This is a genomic window from Streptomyces sp. sk2.1, assembly GCF_008120935.1.
In the GTDB taxonomy this organism is placed as follows: domain Bacteria; phylum Actinomycetota; class Actinomycetes; order Streptomycetales; family Streptomycetaceae; genus Streptomyces.
The window spans coordinates 55,383-72,777 of sequence record NZ_RDBO01000055.1 but is presented as its reverse complement, the minus strand read 5'-3'; the positions used below and the strand labels follow the sequence as shown (position 1 = coordinate 72,777).

19 protein-coding genes are annotated in these 17,395 nt (G+C 70.4%); 10 read left to right on the top strand and 9 right to left on the bottom strand.

Translation table 11 applies throughout. The features are described 5' to 3' along the window. Positions 1–29 precede the first annotated feature (29 nt). From EAO76_RS17555 to EAO76_RS17545, 3 genes are all read right to left on the bottom strand, one after another. Positions 30–1,031 (bottom strand): phosphotransferase, encoded by a 1,002-nt coding sequence (locus EAO76_RS17555; RefSeq protein ID WP_262375560.1) that lies wholly within the window; start codon positions 1,029–1,031, stop codon positions 30–32. A gap of 156 nt (positions 1,032–1,187) precedes the next feature. Continuing rightward, positions 1,188–1,715, bottom strand: coding sequence for a pyridoxamine 5'-phosphate oxidase family protein (locus EAO76_RS17550; RefSeq protein WP_148836899.1), 528 nt, complete (start codon positions 1,713–1,715; stop codon positions 1,188–1,190). 170 nt (positions 1,716–1,885) lie between these two features. After that, the gene (locus tag EAO76_RS17545) at positions 1,886–2,545 is read right to left on the bottom strand and encodes a response regulator transcription factor (RefSeq protein WP_148837373.1); all 660 of its coding nucleotides are present in this window, start codon (positions 2,543–2,545) and stop codon (positions 1,886–1,888) included. A 340-nt stretch (positions 2,546–2,885) separates the two neighbouring features. On the opposite strand from EAO76_RS17545, the gene pdhA reads away from it, so the two are divergent. The 3 genes from pdhA to EAO76_RS17530 are packed head-to-tail and all read left to right on the top strand — an operon-like array spanning position 2,886 to position 6,624. Continuing rightward, positions 2,886–4,178 carry a pyruvate dehydrogenase (acetyl-transferring) E1 component subunit alpha gene (gene pdhA / locus EAO76_RS17540; RefSeq protein WP_262375559.1) on the top strand — a complete coding sequence of 431 codons (1,293 nt, stop codon included), beginning with the start codon at positions 2,886–2,888 and terminating at the stop codon, positions 4,176–4,178. Positions 4,179–4,184: 6 nt separating this feature from the next. Continuing rightward, positions 4,185–5,165 carry an alpha-ketoacid dehydrogenase subunit beta gene (locus EAO76_RS17535; protein ID WP_148836898.1) on the top strand — a complete coding sequence of 327 codons (981 nt, stop codon included), beginning with the start codon at positions 4,185–4,187 and terminating at the stop codon, positions 5,163–5,165. A gap of 10 nt (positions 5,166–5,175) precedes the next feature. Further along, positions 5,176–6,624, top strand: a complete 1,449-nt coding sequence (locus tag EAO76_RS17530; RefSeq protein ID WP_148836897.1) for a dihydrolipoamide acetyltransferase family protein — start codon at positions 5,176–5,178, stop codon at positions 6,622–6,624. Here EAO76_RS17530 and EAO76_RS17525 read toward each other — a convergent pair. Beyond that, positions 6,611–7,129 (bottom strand): ATP-binding protein, encoded by a 519-nt coding sequence (locus tag EAO76_RS17525; protein WP_148836896.1) that lies wholly within the window; start codon positions 7,127–7,129, stop codon positions 6,611–6,613. The genes EAO76_RS17530 and EAO76_RS17525 overlap by 14 nt on opposite strands. A 243-nt stretch (positions 7,130–7,372) precedes the next feature. Between EAO76_RS17525 and EAO76_RS17520 the strand changes: the two genes are divergently transcribed. Together EAO76_RS17520 and EAO76_RS17515 are read left to right on the top strand one after the other, a co-directional pair. Continuing rightward, positions 7,373–8,260: a helix-turn-helix transcriptional regulator gene (locus EAO76_RS17520; RefSeq protein WP_262375558.1), complete on the top strand. Its 888-nt coding sequence runs from the start codon at positions 7,373–7,375 to the stop codon at positions 8,258–8,260. After that, the gene (locus tag EAO76_RS17515) at positions 8,257–8,439 is read left to right on the top strand and encodes a DUF397 domain-containing protein (protein WP_148836895.1); all 183 of its coding nucleotides are present in this window, start codon (positions 8,257–8,259) and stop codon (positions 8,437–8,439) included. The genes EAO76_RS17520 and EAO76_RS17515 overlap by 4 nt, the downstream gene beginning before the upstream one ends. A gap of 79 nt (positions 8,440–8,518) precedes the next feature. Here EAO76_RS17515 and EAO76_RS17510 read toward each other — a convergent pair whose 3' ends face one another. Beyond that, complete coding sequence (locus tag EAO76_RS17510; RefSeq protein WP_148836894.1) at positions 8,519–8,980, bottom strand: hypothetical protein; 462 nt, start codon at positions 8,978–8,980, stop codon at positions 8,519–8,521. A 355-nt stretch (positions 8,981–9,335) separates the two neighbouring features. Between EAO76_RS17510 and EAO76_RS17505 the strand changes: the two genes are divergently transcribed. Together EAO76_RS17505 and EAO76_RS17500 are read left to right on the top strand one after the other, a co-directional pair. Next, positions 9,336–10,268, top strand: coding sequence for a class I SAM-dependent methyltransferase (locus tag EAO76_RS17505; RefSeq protein ID WP_222872180.1), 933 nt, complete (start codon positions 9,336–9,338; stop codon positions 10,266–10,268). A 93-nt stretch (positions 10,269–10,361) separates the two neighbouring features. Beyond that, a complete protein-coding gene (locus tag EAO76_RS17500; protein WP_148836893.1) occupies positions 10,362–10,751 on the top strand; it encodes a VOC family protein in 390 nt (129 codons plus the stop codon). A 45-nt stretch (positions 10,752–10,796) separates the two neighbouring features. On the opposite strand, the gene EAO76_RS17495 is transcribed toward EAO76_RS17500, so the two are convergent. Both EAO76_RS17495 and EAO76_RS17490 read right to left on the bottom strand, forming a co-directional pair. Then, a complete protein-coding gene (locus tag EAO76_RS17495) occupies positions 10,797–11,495 on the bottom strand; it encodes an alpha/beta hydrolase (RefSeq protein ID WP_148836892.1) in 699 nt (232 codons plus the stop codon). A gap of 142 nt (positions 11,496–11,637) precedes the next feature. After that, positions 11,638–12,537: a D-alanyl-D-alanine carboxypeptidase family protein gene (locus EAO76_RS17490; RefSeq protein WP_148836891.1), complete on the bottom strand. Its 900-nt coding sequence runs from the start codon at positions 12,535–12,537 to the stop codon at positions 11,638–11,640. 288 nt (positions 12,538–12,825) lie between these two features. Here EAO76_RS17490 and EAO76_RS17485 point away from each other — a divergent pair, with 288 nt between their 5' ends. Beyond that, the gene (locus EAO76_RS17485; RefSeq protein WP_316248352.1) at positions 12,826–13,533 is read left to right on the top strand and encodes a GntR family transcriptional regulator; all 708 of its coding nucleotides are present in this window, start codon (positions 12,826–12,828) and stop codon (positions 13,531–13,533) included. Further along, positions 13,530–14,840 (top strand): nitrate/nitrite transporter, encoded by a 1,311-nt coding sequence (locus tag EAO76_RS17480; protein WP_148836890.1) that lies wholly within the window; start codon positions 13,530–13,532, stop codon positions 14,838–14,840. The genes EAO76_RS17485 and EAO76_RS17480 overlap by 4 nt, the downstream gene beginning before the upstream one ends. Positions 14,841–14,939: 99 nt before the next feature. On the opposite strand, the gene EAO76_RS17475 is transcribed toward EAO76_RS17480, so the two are convergent. Further along, entirely contained in the window at positions 14,940–15,764 is an 825-nt protein-coding gene (locus tag EAO76_RS17475; RefSeq protein WP_148836889.1) for a maleylpyruvate isomerase family mycothiol-dependent enzyme, read from the bottom strand. A gap of 172 nt (positions 15,765–15,936) precedes the next feature. Here EAO76_RS17475 and EAO76_RS17470 point away from each other — a divergent pair, with 172 nt between their 5' ends. Further along, positions 15,937–16,716: a carbon-nitrogen family hydrolase gene (locus tag EAO76_RS17470; protein WP_148836888.1), complete on the top strand. Its 780-nt coding sequence runs from the start codon at positions 15,937–15,939 to the stop codon at positions 16,714–16,716. A 131-nt stretch (positions 16,717–16,847) separates the two neighbouring features. On the opposite strand, the gene EAO76_RS17465 is transcribed toward EAO76_RS17470, so the two are convergent. Continuing rightward, entirely contained in the window at positions 16,848–17,339 is a 492-nt protein-coding gene (locus EAO76_RS17465) for an LURP-one-related/scramblase family protein (protein WP_148836887.1), read from the bottom strand. Positions 17,340–17,395 lie beyond the last annotated feature (56 nt).

Genomic DNA, 17,395 nt, shown 5'->3' with positions numbered 1-17,395 from the left:
TTCCGGAACCGGAACGGGCCCCGCCGGGCTCACTCCGTGAACGCCTCGCGCACCGCTTCGTACTCGCGCGTCCACCAGACCGCCAGGGCCGACACCGCGGGGAACTGCGGGTCGGCCCTCCGGTCGTGCAGGCAGTACCGCCAGTGCAGTATCCAGAAGTCGTTGAGCCGCTCCCACCACACCCGGTGCACCGCGGCGGCCAGTTCCGCCGCCCCGGCCCCGGCCGCCCGCCGGTAGGCCCGCGCGTACGCCCGTACCTTCTCCAGCTCCAGCCTCCCGGCCGGGAGCACGAAGAAGATCGCCGCCGCCCGCACCGCCTCCTCCGCGCGCGGCTGGATGCCCAGCCGGTCCCAGTCGAGGATCGCCACCGGGTCCGCGCCCCGGTACAGGACGTTCAACGGGTGGAAGTCGCCGTGCACCCAGCCCGTCGCCGGGACGTCGGGCGTGGGCGGTCTGCGGTCGGCGTGCTGTTCCAGCAGGACGCGCCGCTCCAGGAGGCGGTGCTCGGCCAGTTCGTCGAAGGCGTCCCGGGGCCGGCGCCGGCGCGCGGCGGCCAGCAGTTCGTCGATCAGCGTGAACGTTTCCACGGGGTCGGGGCTGTGGTGGCCGCCGGTCCGCTGCGCGGGGCCGGTGCCCTCCTCCATGACCTGTTCGAGCCCGGTGTGCACGGCCCCGAGCAGGGACCCGAGCCGCTCCGACTGGGCGGTGGTGAGCTGGTCGCCCGCCCGGTGCAGCCCGTCCACCCAGGGGTGCAGGGCGTAGCACCGGCCGCCGATCTCCGTGACCGTCTCGCCCTCGGTGTCCGCCACGGGCGGGGCCACGGGCACGCCGAGCGACTGCAGGCGCTGGGTGGCGCGGTGCTGGCGGACGATCGTGGCGCGGTCGCCGGTGGTGTCGTCGAGGTGGTGCTTGAGGAAGAAGGAGCCGCGGGTGGTGGAGACGCGGTAGCCGTGGTTGAGCAGCCCCTGAGTGACGGGTTTGCAGGTCAGGGGCTCGCCCGCGTCCGGGTATCGGCGCAGTACCTCGTCCACCGGGGGCACCGGGCGCCCTGGTCGGTGGGGCGTGGACGGGTGCGGTTCGCCGACCGGCGGAGCGGCGGAGAAGGCCCCCGGCGGGGCGGCGGAGAGGGCTACCGGCGGAGCGGAAGAAAGGGTGACAGATGAGCGCGGCACTCACCAAATGTTAGATCACGCTACGTGGCGCTTTGGTTCACTTGCGTGAAAGCCCAGAGTGTGCACAGAGGCGAAATGCGGGTCGATCCTGAGGTACGCCGGGGCGAAGGGCTCGCCGTTCACCCGGGCCGGGGCCGTGCCGAAGAGTTCCCGCTGCTCGGCCGTCGGGCGCACGACCTGGGCGGGTCCGGTGAACTGGACGGCCCACAGATCGCCGCCGTCCACGACCTCGCCGCCCCCCTCCCCCGGGACCACGGTCTCCATCCCCGGGACCACGGTCCTCGCCGCGCCGTCGTCCACCCCCGGGAGCATGCTCCCCGTCCCCGGGACCACCGTGTTGAAGTTGTCCGCGCCGTACGCCACGACCGCCCCGTCGCAGGAGTCGTGGTAGCGGAAGCCGCCGTGCAGCCGCAGGAGGACCCGGCCGTCGATCACGACGTGGCGCGCCACCATCAGAAACGGAAGGGCCCGCATGCTCGTGGCCAGCCGACCGTACGGGACGCGGCCGAGCAGTTCGATCGCCTGGAGTTCCTCGGAGGACATGGCCTCCACTCTCCGTCACCGGGCGAGACCGCCGACAGAGGCTGCGGCCCCGGTTGCGCCGGGACCAAAGTCCCGCTCAGCGGTCCCGCCCGACACTCCCGCTCGGCAGTCCTGCTCAGCGGTACTCGCCCGGCAGTCCTGCTCGTCGGTACTCGCCCGGCAGTGCCCGCTCAGTGCTTCTGCGCCTGCAGCCTGGCCACGTACGCGGCGGCCTGCGAGCGCCGTTCCATGCCGAGCTTGGAGAGCAGGCTGGAGACGTAGTTCTTGATGGTCTTCTCGGCGAGGTGCAGCCGCTCGCCGATCACCCGGTTCGTCAGCCCCTCACCGATCAGGTCGAGGATCTTGCGCTCCTGGTCGGTGAGGGAGGCGAGCCTGTCGTCGCCCCGGTCCTTCTTCCCGTCGCGCAGCCGCTCCAGGACCCGGGCGGTCGCCACCGGGTCCAGCAGCGACTTCCCGGCCGCCACGTCCCGCACCGCGTTCAGCAGTTCGTTGCCCCGGATCGCCTTCAGCACATACCCCGAGGCGCCCGCCATGATCGCGTCGAACAGGGCCTCGTCGTCGGCGTACGAGGTGAGCATCAGGCACTTGATGTTCTCGTCCTGGGAGCGGATCTCCCGGCACACCTCCACGCCGCTCCCGTCCGGCAGCCGTACGTCGAGCACCGCCACGTCCGGCCGGGTCGCCGGGATGCGCACCAGGGCGTCCGCCGCCGTGCCGGCCTCGCCGACGACCTCGATGTCGTCCTCGACCGAGAGCAATTCATGGACTCCCCGCCGGACGACTTCATGGTCGTCCAGCAGGAAAACGGTGATTTTTCCTTGTTCGCGCACAAAATGCAGTCTCACACACTCGCCTCTTCCCTGCCGCCGAACGGCGGGATAACGTGCGGTTGTTCCGGTGACCTGCGGGGCCGTTACCTAGGCTGTGACCAGCGAGAGTTCCCGACTTTTTCGATTTACTTGGAAATCCAAGCAAAATCGCAGGTCAGATGGGGTTTCGCAGTTATGCGTCGCACTGGGTAACGTGCTTTTGGCAGGGCGCTCGCCGGGGCACCTGTCACGCCTGTCCCCGAACCGAGCGGCACCCACCCCGTGCACGGGTACGGACCCAGGCGAGCCGCACTGGCTTCCCGGCAGACCCCGGGGGCCGGACCGACGGAGGAGCACGCACGTGACCGTGGAGAGCACTGCCGCGCGCACACCGCGACGCAGCAGCAAGCGGACCAGCGCAGCGAAGACGACCGCGAAAGCGCCCGCTGAGACGCCGACGCCCGCGAAGAAGCCGGTGAGCACGCCGGCGAAGAAGTCCGCGAAAGCGCCCGCGAAGAGGACCGCCGCGAAGAAGACCGCGGCGAGGACGGCAGCCACGAAGGCGCCGCAGCGTTCCGAGCCCGAGCTCGTCCAGCTGCTGACGCCCGAGGGGGAGCGCGTCGAGCACCCGGACTACTCGATCGACCTGACCGACGACGAGCTGCGCGGTCTGTACCGGGACATGGTCCTGACCCGCCGCTTCGACGCCGAGGCCACCGCGCTGCAGCGCCAGGGCGAGCTGGGCCTGTGGGCCTCGCTGCTCGGCCAGGAGGCCGCCCAGATCGGCTCCGGCCGGGCCCTGCGCGACGACGACTACGTCTTCCCGACGTACCGCGAGCACGGCGTCGCCTGGTGCCGGGGGGTCGACCCGACCAACCTGCTCGGGATGTTCCGCGGGGTGAACCACGGCGGATGGGACCCGAACAGCAACAACTTCCACCTGTACACGATCGTCATCGGCTCGCAGACCCTGCACGCCACCGGCTACGCCATGGGCGTCGCCAAGGACGGCGCGGACTCGGCCGTGATCGCGTACTTCGGCGACGGCGCCTCCAGCCAGGGCGACGTGGCCGAGTCGTTCACCTTCTCCGCGGTCTACAACGCCCCCGTCGTCTTCTTCTGCCAGAACAACCAGTGGGCGATCTCCGAGCCGACCGAGCGGCAGACCCGCGTCCCGCTGTACCAGCGCGCGCAGGGCTTCGGCTTCCCCGGCATCCGGGTCGACGGCAACGACGTACTCGCCTGCCTGGCGGTCACCAGGTCGGCGCTGGAGCGGGCCCGCAGGGGTGAGGGGCCCACCCTCGTCGAGGCGTTCACCTACCGGATGGGCGCGCACACCACCTCCGACGACCCGACGAAGTACCGGAGGGACGAGGAGCGGGCCGCCTGGGAGTCGAAGGACCCGATCCTGCGGCTGCGCACGTACCTGGAGAAGCAGGGCGCCGCCGACGAGGCGTTCTTCACCGCGCTGGACGAGGAGAGCGAGGCACTCGGCAAGCGGGTGCGCGAAGTGGTGCGGGCGATGCCCGACCCGGACCCGATCGCGATCTTCGACAACGTCTACGCAGACGGCAACCCGCTGGTCGACGAGGAACGCGCCCAGTTCGCCGCGTACCAGGCATCGTTCGCCGACTCCGCCGAGAAGGGCAAGTAAGCAGCCATGGCCATGGAAAAGATGTCCATCGCGAAGGCGCTCAACGAGTCGCTGCGCAAGGCCCTCGACACCGACCCCAAGGTCCTCATCATGGGTGAGGACGTCGGCAAGCTGGGCGGGGTCTTCCGGATCACCGACGGGCTCCAGAAGGACTTCGGCGAGGACCGGGTGATCGACACCCCGCTCGCCGAGTCCGGCATCGTCGGCACGGCGATCGGCCTGGCCCTGCGCGGCTACCGGCCGGTCGTGGAGATCCAGTTCGACGGCTTCGTCTTCCCCGCGTACGACCAGATCGTCACCCAGCTCGCGAAGATGCACGCCCGCGCGCTCGGCAAGATCAAGCTGCCCGTCGTCGTCCGCATCCCCTACGGCGGCGGCATCGGCGCCGTCGAGCACCACAGCGAGTCGCCCGAGGCACTGTTCGCGCACGTCGCGGGCCTGAAGGTGGTCTCGCCGTCGAACGCGAGCGACGCCTACTGGATGATGCAGCAGGCCGTCCAGAGCGACGACCCGGTGATCTTCTTCGAGCCGAAGCGGCGCTACTGGGACAAGGGCGAGGTCCAGACCGACGCCATCCCCGGCCCGCTGCACAGGGCGGCGGTGGCGCGCACCGGTTCCGACCTGACGCTCGCCGCCTACGGGCCGATGGTGAAGGTCTGCCTGGCGGCGGCCGAGGCCGCCCAGGAGGAGGGCAAGTCGGTCGAGGTCCTGGACCTGCGCTCGATGTCCCCGATCGACTTCGACACCATCCAGTCCTCGGTGGAGCGGACCGGCCGGCTCGTGGTGGTCCACGAGGCCCCGGTGTTCTACGGCTCCGGCGCGGAGATCGCCGCCCGGATCACCGAGCGGTGCTTCTACCACCTGGAGGCGCCGGTGCTGAGGGTCGGCGGCTACCACGCCCCGTACCCGCCGGCGCGGCTGGAGGACGAGTACCTGCCGGGTCTCGACCGTGTGCTCGACGCCGTCGACCGCTCGCTGGCGTACTGAGGACTGGGACGTGACAACGATGACCGACACTTCCAACGCTGCCCGCTTCCGCGAGTTCAAGATGCCCGACGTGGGCGAGGGACTCACCGAGGCGGAGATCCTCAAGTGGTACGTCCAGCCCGGCGACACCGTCACCGACGGTCAGGTCGTGTGCGAGGTCGAGACCGCGAAGGCGGCCGTGGAGCTGCCGATCCCGTTCGACGGGGTGGTGCACGAGCTGCGCTTCCCCGAGGGCACGACCGTCGACGTCGGCCAGGTGATCATCGCGGTGGACGTGGCCCCGGGCAGCGGTGACGCGGCCCCGGCCGAGGCGGCGGCCCCCGCACCGGCCGCCGAGGTCCCCGCGCCGGCCGCCGCGGCCGAGCCGGAGGCCGAGGCCCCCAAGGGCCGCCAGCCCGTCCTGGTGGGTTACGGCGTGGCCGAGACCTCCACGAAGCGGCGCGCCCGCAAGGGCGCGGTGGCCTCCGTGCCGGCCGCCGTCGCGGCGATCCAGGGCGAGATGAACGGCCACGGCGCCGCGCTCGCGGCCCCGAAGGACCGTCCGCTCGCCAAGCCGCCGGTGCGCAAGCTGGCCAAGGACCTGGGCATCGACCTGGCGACCGTCGTCCCGACCGGCAAGGACGGGATCATCACCCGCGAGGACGTGCACGCCGCGGCCACGCCCGTACCGGCGCAGGCCCCCGTGCCCGTTCCGGTTCAGGCGCCCGCACCCGCACCCGCCGTCGAGGCACCGGCGGTGGCCGGGACGGTGGCGGACGCCCGCGAGACCCGCATCCCGGTCAAGGGCGTGCGCAAGGCCATCGCGCAGGCGATGGTGGGCAGCGCCTTCACGGCCCCGCACGTCACCGAGTTCGTCACCGTCGACGTGACGCGCACGATGAAGCTGGTCGCGGAGCTCAAGGAGGACAAGGACATGGCGGGGGTGCGGGTCAACCCGCTCCTGATCATCGCCAAGGCCCTCCTGGTCGCGATCAGGCGGAACCCGGAGATCAACGCCGCCTGGGACGAGGCCGGCCAGGAGATCGTCCAGAAGCACTACGTGAACCTGGGCATCGCCGCGGCCACCCCGCGCGGTCTGATCGTGCCGAACATCAAGGACGCGCACGACATGACCCTGCCGCGGCTCGCGGCGGCCCTGGGCGAGCTGGTCTCCACGGCCCGGGACGGCAAGACGTCCCCGGCCGCGATGGCGGGCGGCACGGTGACGATCACCAACGTCGGCGTCTTCGGCGTCGACACGGGCACCCCGATCCTGAACCCGGGCGAGTCCGCGATCCTCGCGGTCGGTGCGATCAAGCTCCAGCCGTGGGTCCACAAGGGCAAGGTGAAGCCGCGTCAGGTCACCACGCTGGCCCTGTCGTTCGACCACCGCCTGGTCGACGGCGAGCTCGGCTCCAAGGTCCTGGCCGACGTCGCCGCGATCCTGGAACAGCCGAAGCGCCTGATCACCTGGGCGTGACCGTTCCGGCGGTACGTGCATGAGGTGGGCCCGCGCGAAGTTCGCGCGGGCCCACCGGCGCGTCCGGCCCCTTCCGCAGGGCGAGTTCGGCGAACACGGTCTTGCCGACGGTGCGCGACTCGACGCCCCACCGGTCGGCGATCCCCGCCACGATCAGGAGCCCGCGCCCGTAGCACTCCTCGCTCGTCGCCTCGCGCAGAACCGGCAGCCGTTCGCCCCACGGATCGCTGACCGCGACCCGGAGCGTGGTCGCGGTGAGCGTGAGCCGCACCCGCAGGAGCCGCCCCCGGACGACGCCGTGCAGTAACGCGTTGGTCGCCAACTCGCTGACCAGCAACGCCGCGTCCCCGGCCAGCCCCGGATACCCCCACTCCCGCACCAGCCGCGCGGCGCGCCGCCGGGAGAAGGAGACCCGGTCGGCGGTCGGGGCGAAGTCGATCCGGTCCTCGCGGAGGACGGGTTCGGGGGCGGGTTCGGGGACGGAGTTCTGTTCGGCTGCGGTCATGGGCGCGTGCCTCCGTGGGTGCGGGCGGTGGCGATGCCGTGCCTGCGGGGCGCCGTTTTCGGGCGCGGGGCAGGGCGGTGCACTTCCGCCAGAGTCTGTTCGCCGCTCGGTGAGCGACTGGACACCGAACGTAGTGACTCCCGCATGGTGGCACAACCAACTTGGAGATATTTATCCCCAACGAGTGATTGTGACTGTCCGGTCACGCCGTGCAGACTGGGCGCGTACAGGAGGTACTGAACGGTGTCGAAAGCGCGTGTGGGGTTGGGGAATCGCGTTTCTACGGTTCTGGCACGGCAGTTGGGCGGTCAGCTGCTGACCTTCCGGGAGGCCGCAGGGTTGAATCAGACGCAGGCCGCGGCCGTTCTCAGTGCTCAGGCGGCCAAGATCGCCAAGATGGAACACGGATGGGTTCCGGTCAGGGACCCGGATGTCGCAGCGCTCTGCCGGGCGTATGACGTCGATGATCCGCACGTGGTCGAGGGGTTGCTCCGGCTGGCCAAACTGGACCGGGAGCGACGCAAGGCGAAGGGCTGGTGGACGACTTCACTCAATCCGGGAAGCCTGCGCGAGTACGTTGCGATGGAGGATGTCGCGCTCAGAGTGCGAACCTGGCAACTTGCCCTGGTTCCCGGCTTGTTCCAGACGCCCGAGTACGTGAGAGCCCTTGCGGTGGCGGCTGTTTCGCCCGACAGGATCGATGAGGTCGAGCGTATCGTCGATGTGCGTGCGCACCGTCAGCGCCGCCTGCAGGGCGAGAAGCCTCTGCGTGTGCACGCGGTGATCTGGGAAGCCGCATTGCGTCAGATGATCGGTGGCCCTCAGGTCATGGGAGGGCAGCTGGAGCATCTGTGCCGACTCGCGGAGCAGCCCAACATCGACGTGCAGGTGCTTCCCTTCCGCGCGGAGGTGAATCCCTGCAGCGGAGGCCCCTTCAACATCCTCTCGTTCGCCGAGGAGGACGCCGTGGACGTGGTGCACATGGACGGGCTGCGCACCACCAACTGGGTGGAGGGAGCGGAAGAGAGCATGGCGTACTCCGAGCTGTTCGCGCGCACCTGCGCCATGAGCCTGTCGCCGTACGATTCGGTGCGGTTCATCGCGAGCATCGCCAAAGGGATGAGTAAATGATCGCGTTCTGCTTCAGGAAGTCCAGCTACAGCGAAGCGCATGGTGAGTGCATAGAAGTGGCTGCCAACGTCCCCGGAGTGGTAGCCGTCCGCGACTCCAAGAATCCCGCCGGACCCGTCATCGTTCTCGGTCCCGCCGCCTGGGACGCCTTTCGGGCCGGGCTGGGCCGGGCGGACTGACCCGGAACGGCGGGGCCGGCGGGACAGGAAACACGTCCGTCCCGCACCGGAGCGATACGGGACGGACGCCTCGGGTGGTTCAGCAGCCGACCCAGGACATGTCGGGGCGCCAGGTCCTGTCCTCCGAGGCCTTGCCCTTCTTCCAGCTGAACGTCGCCACCACGCGGTAGCTGTCGTGCGGGTACTTGCAGGCGTTGATGCTGCTGGTGGTGGCCGAGTCACCGGTGCCGTGCCAGCCGTCGTAGTCCTGTGCGGTGCGCATCGTCACCCGCTTGCCCGCCGGGTAGCGTTCGAGCTTCACGTTGGTGACCTTGACCTGGTAGTCGCCGCCGCCCGCGACGTCGGTGATCTTCGCCTTGGCCCGGAAGGTCTTGCTCGCGTTGTCCCAGGAGACGGTCGCGCAGCGCCTGACCTCCTTGCCGTAGCACTGCCAGCTGTCGGCTGCGGAGGCTGCGGAGGGGGTGATGACGACCGATGTGGCGAGCGCCGCTGCGACCAGTCCACCGGTGGCCCCCACACGGCCGACATGCTTGAGCTTCATGTGAATCCCCTCTGATCTGCCGGTAATCACGGGCCAAGCTATCCAGCGAGGGGCCGAAACCGGTCGTGACGTGTCAGGTGGTTGCACTGCCATGACAATGTCGGCGTCCCGTCCCGGGAACGACTCGCGCCGTCACGGGGCGATGCCCCCCGGGGGGTGACGCGTCGGAGCGGGGCGGGCGGTGTCCGATACGGCACTGGTCCGGCGTCGTGCGGACGGACTTCGGGGATACGGGCGGGCGGATCAGGGAAAGGATCAGCGGCGTCCTGAGTACCGCCGCCTCCGACCGAACAGTGCCTGCGGAACCCGTGGTTCATCCTTCTCGGCCGTCCGACCGATCGAAAGGTTCCCCGCCTTGCGCACGCAGCCCCCGAACGTCGTGTCCGAACCCTCTCCCACTCTGCTGGAGCGATTACCCGTCCTGCGCCGCGGGCTCGACCGACTGGAGCGCAGACCCACCGCGTTCGGGCTGGTCATGTGGGCCTTCGGGCTGGCCAAACCGGTGTTCCTGGACCATGTGGTGAGACCCGAGCCGCGTGCCGAACTCGGCCCCGTGCGCGAGCTCCTGGAGAAGAACCGGGAGCGTTACGCGGAGCAGCTCACCGGCTTCCTGGAGTACGCCGACCAGCTGGCCGCGATCCCCATGGAGGGAGTGGAGAAGGCGTCCACCGCCTACTGGGGCAACACCTGGCTGCCCCCGCTGGACGCGGCCGCGCTCTACGGCTTCCTCGCCGCGGAGAAGCCGGCCCGCTACCTGGAGGTCGGCTCCGGGAACTCCACCAAGTTCGCCCGCCGGGCCATCGAGGACCTCGGGCTGAGCACTTGCATCACGTCCATCGACCCGGAGCCCCGGGCCCACATCGACCACCTCTGCGACGAGGTGGTCCGTGTCCCGCTCCAGGACGCCGACCTCGGGGTGTTCGCCGAACTGGAGCCGGGGGACATCCTCTTCGTCGACGGCTCGCACCGGCTCCAGATGGGCTCCGACGTCATGGTGTTCTTCTTCGAGCTGCTGCCCCGCCTCAAGCCGGGGGTGCTCGTCCAGGTCCACGACATCATGCTCCCGGCGGACTATCCGGAGTCCTGGCGCTGGCGCCTGTACTCGGAGCAGTACCTGCTGGCCGCGCTGCTCACGGCCGCGCCGGAGCGCTTCGACGTCCGGCTGCCGAACGCCTTCGTCCACGCCGACCCGGAGCTGCGGAGGATCCTCGATCCGCTCTGGCGCCGGCTCGGCGTGACCGGGCACTTCCACCCGGGCTCCTTCTGGTGGCGGCACGCGGGCCGGTGATTCCCCGGGTGCCCGGGGACTGGTTGTTCGTCGGGCAATTCGCCTGTTCCCGCCGGGAATTGGGCCGCTGAGGTGCGCTGTTAGGCTGGCGGGATGTCATCGGTCAAGAAGTTCCAGGTCACCTTCGACTGTGCGAACACCGAGCGTGTCGCCCGTTTCTGGTGCGAGGTGCTGGGGTACTCCCTGACGCTGCCTCCCGAGGGGAAGGGCACGTGGGCCGTGTGCTCCGACCCCACGGGCGAGGGTCCGCGGATGTACTTCCAGCAGGTGCCCGAGGGCAAGGTCGCCAAGAACCGGGTCCACCTCGACGTGCGGGCCGGCACCGGGCTCGTGGGTGCGGAGCGGCTGGCCGTGCTGGAGGCCGAACGCGATCGGCTGGTGGCGCTCGGCGCGGTGTGCACGAAGGTGCTGTATGCCGACGAGGAGAACGAGTCGTGCATCAACATGCAGGACGTCGAGGGCAACGAGTTCTGTCTCGACTGAGCGTCCTCGGGGCGGCGGGCGACGCATCACCGGGGGCGGGGCCGTTCAGGCCCCGCCCCAGGTGAGTTCGAGGATGTGCCGGGCCGTGCCGGCGGGGTCGACGATCTGGTGCAGGTGCTCGCCGGGCAGGTGCGCGACGCGCCAGCCGCGTTCGCGTGCCTCGGCGGCCGTCCCGTCGTACGGCGGCCCGAACAGCAGGTAGGAACAGGGGTGGTCGTCCCAGCCCTCGGGGACGGGGACGCGCTGCTCGTAGTAGGCGAGCGGCAGCCTCGGCTGCTCGTCGACGACCCGCTGCCGCACCTCGGGGTCGGAGAACATCGGCGCGACGTCGGCCTCGTCCCACCAGTCGGTCCAGCGCGGCAGTGTGCCGTCGACCGCCAGGGGGCGGAGGAACTCCAGCAGGCCGGGCGGGGCGACAGGGGTCGGTCCGGTACGGGCCGGCAGGGCCGCGTCGACGAAGACCGAGGCGGTCACCGGATGGTCGAGCCCCGCGCGGACGACCGGGAGGAACAGTCCCGCGTTGCTGTGCGCGACCAGTACGAGGGGGTGTTCCGCCGGGATTCCGTCGAGGCCGTTCCGGACGGCCTCGACGACCCGGGGCCAGTACGGCGGTTCGCCGGTTCCCACGCGCAGCAGGGACGGCACCCGCACCCGGTGCCCCGCGGCGGTCAGCCGTGCGGCCACCGGGGCCCAGGTGGCGGGACCCACCGACGGACTGTGGACGAGGACGAGGGTCGGTCGCATACGGGCATCGTGCCGTCGGCCGGCCGACGGGCGCGACCGGCTCGGCCGACGGCGAACACCGAGCGGACGGGACCCCGGACACAGCGGAGGGGCCCACGCCGGGATGCGACGGGGCCCCTCCTGCCGTGACGACCGGACCGGGCTACTTCTTGAAGGAGTAGTCCATGATCTTCTTCATGTCCGCGGAACGGTTGGTCGCGTTCGTGGAGGCGAGCACCGTGCCGACGATCGTCTTGCTGCCGCGGGTGGCGGCGAAGACCAGGCAGTACTTGGCCGTCGGGCCGGAGCCGGTCTTGATGCCGATCGCACCGCTGTAGCTGCTGAGCATGGTGTTGGTGTTGGTCCACGACATGTAGCGGTAGCCGCCGGACTTCGTGGTGACCTTCTGCTTGGTCGACTTGGTCTTGACGATCGAGCGGAAGGTGGAGCTCTTCATCGCGCTGCTGGCGATCTTCGTCAGGTCGCGCGGCGTCGAGTAGTTCGAGCCGTTCCCTATGCCGTCGAACGAGTCGAAGTGGGTGTTCTTCAGCCCGAGGGACTTGGCCTGGGCGTTCATCTTGCCGATGAACGACTTCACACGGGCCGCGCGGGTGGTGCCGGAGCCGAACTTGTCGGCCAGCGCGTAGGCGGCGTCGCAGCCGGACGGCAGCATCAGGCCGTACAGGAGCTGGCGGACGGTGACCTTGTCACCCACGATGAGGCGGGCCGACGAGGCGCCCTTGGAGACGATGTAGTCGCTGTACGCCTTCTGGATCGTGACCTTGGAATCCAGGTTCAGGTTCTTCTGCGACAGCACCACCTTGGCCGTCATGATCTTGGTGGTGGAGCCGGTGGAACGACGGGTGTCCGCGGCCTTGGCGAAAAGGGACTTCGCGGTGCCGTTGTTCATCGTGTAACCGCCGGCGGCGGTGATCTTCGGGGTGGGCGGCGTGGCGGCCTGAGCCGTGGAGGCGAACACGCCGCTCGCGATGACGGCACCCGCTGTCAGGGCCACGGTGGCGGAGGAGGTGATGCGGTTTATGCCCTTGATGCCGATTTTCAACTGAAAGCTCCAAATGCCCCTTGAATGCGGCCACATGAAGGTGCCGCTCGGTGGTGAGACTCATGAGACCGGGGGATGGATGTGCCGATTCCTGGGGCAATTTCGGGCTGCGGGCGATTTCCGGCCGGGGCTCGGGGCGGGTCCGTGCCGGGGTGCTGATCGGGTCCGGGCCGGGATGCTGATCGGGGGTGCTGGTCAGGAGGGCCGGCCGGGCCCCGGGCGGGTGCCTGCCGGTCCGCATCCTGGACGGGTTTCAGCATGTACGCATGTTGTATCTATGCTGTGTGCATGCCTGCCGCGCCCTCGACCGTGAAGCCCTCCGATGAGACCGTCACCAAGGCGACCGCGAAGGCGGTCGTGAAGCGGCCGCCCGCCGCCGAGCGCGTCTACACCCACATCAAGGAGGCGGTCCTGGACCGCCGTTACGAGGGCGGCACGCTCCTCACCGAGGGCGACCTCGCCGAGGCCGTCGGCGTCTCCCGCACGCCGGTGCGCGAGGCGCTGCTGCGGCTGGAGGTCGAGGGGCTGATCAAGCTGTACCCGAAGAAGGGTGCCCTGGTGCTCGCCGTATCCGCCCAGGAGATCGCGGACGTGGTGGAGACCCGGCTGCTCGTCGAGGAGTTCGCGGCCCGCAAGGCCGTGCCCGCCTCCCCGCGGCTGATCGCCCGGCTGGAGGAACTCCTGGAGGAGCAGCGGCTGCTGGCCGAGGCCGGGGACCTGGCCGAGGTGTCCGTGAAGGACCGCTGCTTCCACGCCGAGATCGTGCGCAACGCGGGCAACGAGATCCTCTCGCGCCTCTACGACCAGCTGCGCGACCGGCAGCTGCGGATGGGCGTCGCCGTGATGGAGGCGCACCCGGGCCGGATCGCCGCCAACATCACCGAGCACGGCGAGCTGCTGGAGGCGATCAGGGCCGGTGACGCGGAGGGTGCCGCGCAGGTCGTGCGCCGCCATGTCAGCCGGGTCAAGGTGCTGGTCAGGGGTGAGGACCGGTGAGCTCCGCCGCTGCTCCCACCCTGTCCCTGCCCGGCGATCCCCCCGGCGGCCGACGTGCCGTGTGGGTCTGGGGCATCGGCGTCGCGGTCTACTTCGTCGCCATCATCTTCCGCACCAGCCTGGGCGTCGCCGGGCTCGACGCCGCCGACCGGTTCCACGTCAACGCCTCCGCGCTCGCCACCTTCTCCATCCTCCAGCTGCTCGTCTACGCGGGCATGCAGATACCCGTCGGCCTGATGGTCGACCACCTCGGCACCAAGAAGGTCCTCACCATGGGGGCCGTTCTGTTCACCCTCGGGCAGCTCGGCTTCGCGCTGTCCCCCTCGTACGGCATGGCGCTGGCGTCCAGGGCGCTGCTGGGCTGCGGCGACGCGATGACGTTCATCAGCGTGCTGCGGCTCGGGGCGCGCTGGTTCCCGGCCCGGCGCGGCCCGCTGATCGGGCAGATCGCGGCGCTCTTCGGGATGGCGGGCAACCTCGTCTCGACGCTCCTGATCGCGCGCGCCCTGCACGGGCTCGGCTGGACCACCACCTTCGTCGGCAGCTCGATGGCCGGCGTCGTCGTCCTCGTACCCCTGCTGCTGTTCCTGAAGGACCACCCCGAGGGCCACGGGCCGCCGCCCGTCGAGCGGGCGGGTGCCGCCCACGTGCGCGGGCAGATCGCGGACGCCTGGCGGGAGCCCGGTACCCGGCTCGGCATGTGGGTGCACTTCACCACGCAGTTCCCGGCCATGGTGTTCCTGCTGCTGTGGGGGCTGCCGTTCCTGGTCGAGGCACAGGGGCTGAGCCGGTCCGTCGCCGGTGAGCTGCTCACCCTGGTGGTGCTCTCCAACATGGCGTTCGGTCTGGTCTACGGGCAGATCGTGGCCCGGCACCACGCCGCCCGCGCCCCGCTGGCCCTGGGCACGGTCGCGGCCACGGCGCTGCTCTGGGCCTCGGCCGTCTTCTTCCCGGCCGACCACGCGCCGATGTGGCTGCTGATCGTTCTGTGCGCGGTGCTCGGCGCGTGCGGCCCGGCCTCGATGATCGGCTTCGACTTCGCCCGGCCCGCCAACCCGCCGGAGCGGCAGGGCACCGCCTCGGGCATCGTCAACATGGGCGGCTTCATCGCCTCGATGACCACGCTCTTCGCCGTCGGCGTCCTGCTCGACGCGACCGGTGACAACTACCGGATCGCGTTCTCCTCGGTCTTCGTGCTGGAGGCGATCGGCGTCGTGCAGATCCTGCGACTGCGCTCCAGGGCCGCGCACCGGGAGCGGGAGCACCACGTCATCAGCCGCGTGGAGGCCGTGCACGTACCGGTGTGACGCTGCCGGCCCGGTGCGGCGCGGATCGATGTGACGCGATGCGGTGCGGCGCGGCGCGGTGCCACGTCCCGCGCCGCGCCTGCCGCACCGGGGCGCGCCTCACGGGGTGACGGCGAAGTTCCGCAGGATCGCGTCCGCCAGGTCCTGGTCGCCCTCGATCTTGATCCGGTCGGCGACCGCGCCCGCCCGCACCCGCCCGCAGGCGAGACGGAAGTACGTCTCCCAGTCCATCGCCAGCGTCACCGCGGGGCCGAGCGAGGGCGAACCGTCCACCGAACCGCGGCCCTCCGCGTCGACCCTGACGGTGCGCAGGAACTCCAGCGGCCCGTTCACATCGAGCACGATCGCCGAACGGGCCGGTGCGCCCGCGTCCTTGGCGACCACCTTCGGCAGCGCGTCGAGCAGGGTGTCCCGGACGACGGTGGCGCCGGGGGAGTCCAGGTTGCCGGGCCGGCCCAGCGTCGTCCGCAGGTCCTGCTCGTGCACCCAGACGTCGAAGACCCGCATCCGCAGTGCCAGTTCGAGAGTCTGCTCGGCGCCCAGCGGGGCCCGGACCATGGTCTCGGGATCGCGCGTCTCGTTGCGCAGCTGACGTGCGCGGCGAATGATCGTGTACTCCAGTTCGGAGGTCATCTCCGGCGCGGTGTGGTGGCGCCGCACGTCGACCTGCATCTCCATGTAGCGGGCGAAGTCGCTCTGCACGTGGTAGAGGTCGCGGGGCAGGGAGTGGATCGGACGCGGGTCGCCGAGCTGCTCGCACTCCATGCCGATGATGTGCGAGACGACATCGCGCACCGACCAGGCGGGGCACGGTGTCCTGCGGTTCCACTCCCCCTCGGGGAGCGACTTCACCAGCTCGGCTATCGACTCGATGGAGTGGGTCCAGGCATCGGCGTAGGTCTGGAGGCTGGGATGGACGGTCACGGGACCCCTCGTGCGGTTCTGCGGTGCATGGGCTGGAGTGCTGGGCGCGGGCGGCGGCGGACTGCGTGGGAGGTTCGGTCGCTAAGTTACGCTGCGAGCAGGTACCTCGGCAGTGCTTTCGTGTGACGATCGTAGGCCGTGTCGACGGCTTGAACGCCAGGACGGTGGTAGTGTGCGCGCCTCCCTCATCCAGATCGCAGTAGACCCGGACGAATCCGTCGACTCCCGCAGGCGGCGCGCGGCTTCGCTGGTCGCCTCCCGCCGCGGCGCGGACCTGGTGGTCCTTCCCGAGCTCTGGCCGGTCGGTGCCTTCTCGTACGCCGAGTTCGAGAAGGAGGCCGAACCGCTCCGGGGCCCCACCCACGACATCATGGCGAAGGCCGCGGCCGACGCCGGGGTCTGGCTGCACGCGGGCTCCGTCGTCGAGCGGGCCGCCGACGGGACCCTCTACAACACCTCGCTCGTCCTCACTCCCGAGGGCGAGCTGGCCGCCGCGTACCGCAAGGTGCACCGCTTCGGTTTCGACAAGGGCGAGGCGGTCATGATGGGCGCCGGCGACGAGCTGGTCACGGTCGCCCTGCCGCAGACCACGCTCGGCCTCGCCACCTGCTACGACCTGCGCTTTCCCGAACTGTTCCGGGGCCTGGTGGACGCGGGCGCCGAGACGCTGGTCGTCGCGGCGGGCTGGCCCGAGCGCCGTCGCGCCCACTGGACGCTGCTGGCCCGCGCCCGCGCGGTGGAGAACCAGTCGTACGTCCTGGCCGTCGGCTGCGCGGGCACCCATGGCGGTGTCGAGCAGGCCGGGCACAGCATCGTCGTCGACCCCTGGGGCGAGGTGCTCGCGGAGGCGGGCGCGGACGAGGAGGTGCTCGACGTGGAGTTCGACCCGGCGAGAGTGGCGGAGACCCGTGAGCAGTTCCCGGCCCTCAAGGACCGCCGCCTGGGCCTCTGACCCCGCCCGCTCCCGGTATGCGACGGGCCCGGAGCGCGCCCTTGGGCCGTTTCACGTGAAACGGCCGGGTCAGGTCACTGCGAACCGGCCGGTCACCATGAGTCGGCCGGGTGGTGCGAGAGCGGCCGGATTCAGCCGTCGCGTTCCTTGTCGGCGAGCATGATGACGCAGATCGCCACGGTGAGGAGGAGCGCCGCGTCCGCGTCCTCGCGCACGATGTCGATCCCGTAGGTGTCCCGGACGGTCAGCCACCGCCGGGAGATCTGGGCCAGCAGCTCCCCGTCGTACTCGATGGCGAACTCGCGGTCCAGGATCCTGCCGCTGACGTCGAGCACGGTGCCGTCCACCAGTGTGACCCGGTAGTGGTTGCGCAGCAGCGACAGCCGTTTGCGCCTGATCTCGGCGAGCTGTTCGCCGTCGCGCTCGACGACCATCGTGTCGCGCAGGCTGAGCAGCTTCTGCCGGCTCCGGACCAGGACGCGGCCCGAGGCGTCCTTCAGCTCGAAGGTGTCCCGCACCCGCATGGCCTTGCCGTCGACGAGGAAGACCTTGCGGCCGTTCGCGTCCTCGATCCAGTAGTCGTCACCGACGGCGAAGAGCCGTTCGCGCACCAGGAATCTCATGGGCCACAGGTTCCCCCAGGAACTCCCGGAAGGCCCGGACCCTCCGGAATGCGCGC

Excerpts from the sequence above, each read along its gene's own strand:
- EAO76_RS17535 (WP_148836898.1), top strand. The coding sequence starts at position 4,185 with ATGGCCATGGAAAAGATGTCCATCGCGAAGGCGCTCAACGAGTCGCTG.
- EAO76_RS17485 (WP_316248352.1), top strand. The coding sequence starts at position 12,826 with ATGCCTGCCGCGCCCTCGACCGTGAAGCCCTCCGATGAGACCGTCACC.
- EAO76_RS17465 (WP_148836887.1), bottom strand. The coding sequence starts at position 17,339 with ATGAGATTCCTGGTGCGCGAACGGCTCTTCGCCGTCGGTGACGACTAC.
- EAO76_RS17550 (WP_148836899.1), bottom strand. The coding sequence starts at position 1,715 with ATGTCCTCCGAGGAACTCCAGGCGATCGAACTGCTCGGCCGCGTCCCG.
- EAO76_RS17510 (WP_148836894.1), bottom strand. The coding sequence starts at position 8,980 with ATGAAGCTCAAGCATGTCGGCCGTGTGGGGGCCACCGGTGGACTGGTC.
- EAO76_RS17525 (WP_148836896.1), bottom strand. The coding sequence starts at position 7,129 with ATGACCGCAGCCGAACAGAACTCCGTCCCCGAACCCGCCCCCGAACCC.
- EAO76_RS17495 (WP_148836892.1), bottom strand. The coding sequence starts at position 11,495 with ATGCGACCGACCCTCGTCCTCGTCCACAGTCCGTCGGTGGGTCCCGCC.
- EAO76_RS17500 (WP_148836893.1), top strand. The coding sequence starts at position 10,362 with ATGTCATCGGTCAAGAAGTTCCAGGTCACCTTCGACTGTGCGAACACC.
- EAO76_RS17515 (WP_148836895.1), top strand. The coding sequence starts at position 8,257 with ATGATCGCGTTCTGCTTCAGGAAGTCCAGCTACAGCGAAGCGCATGGT.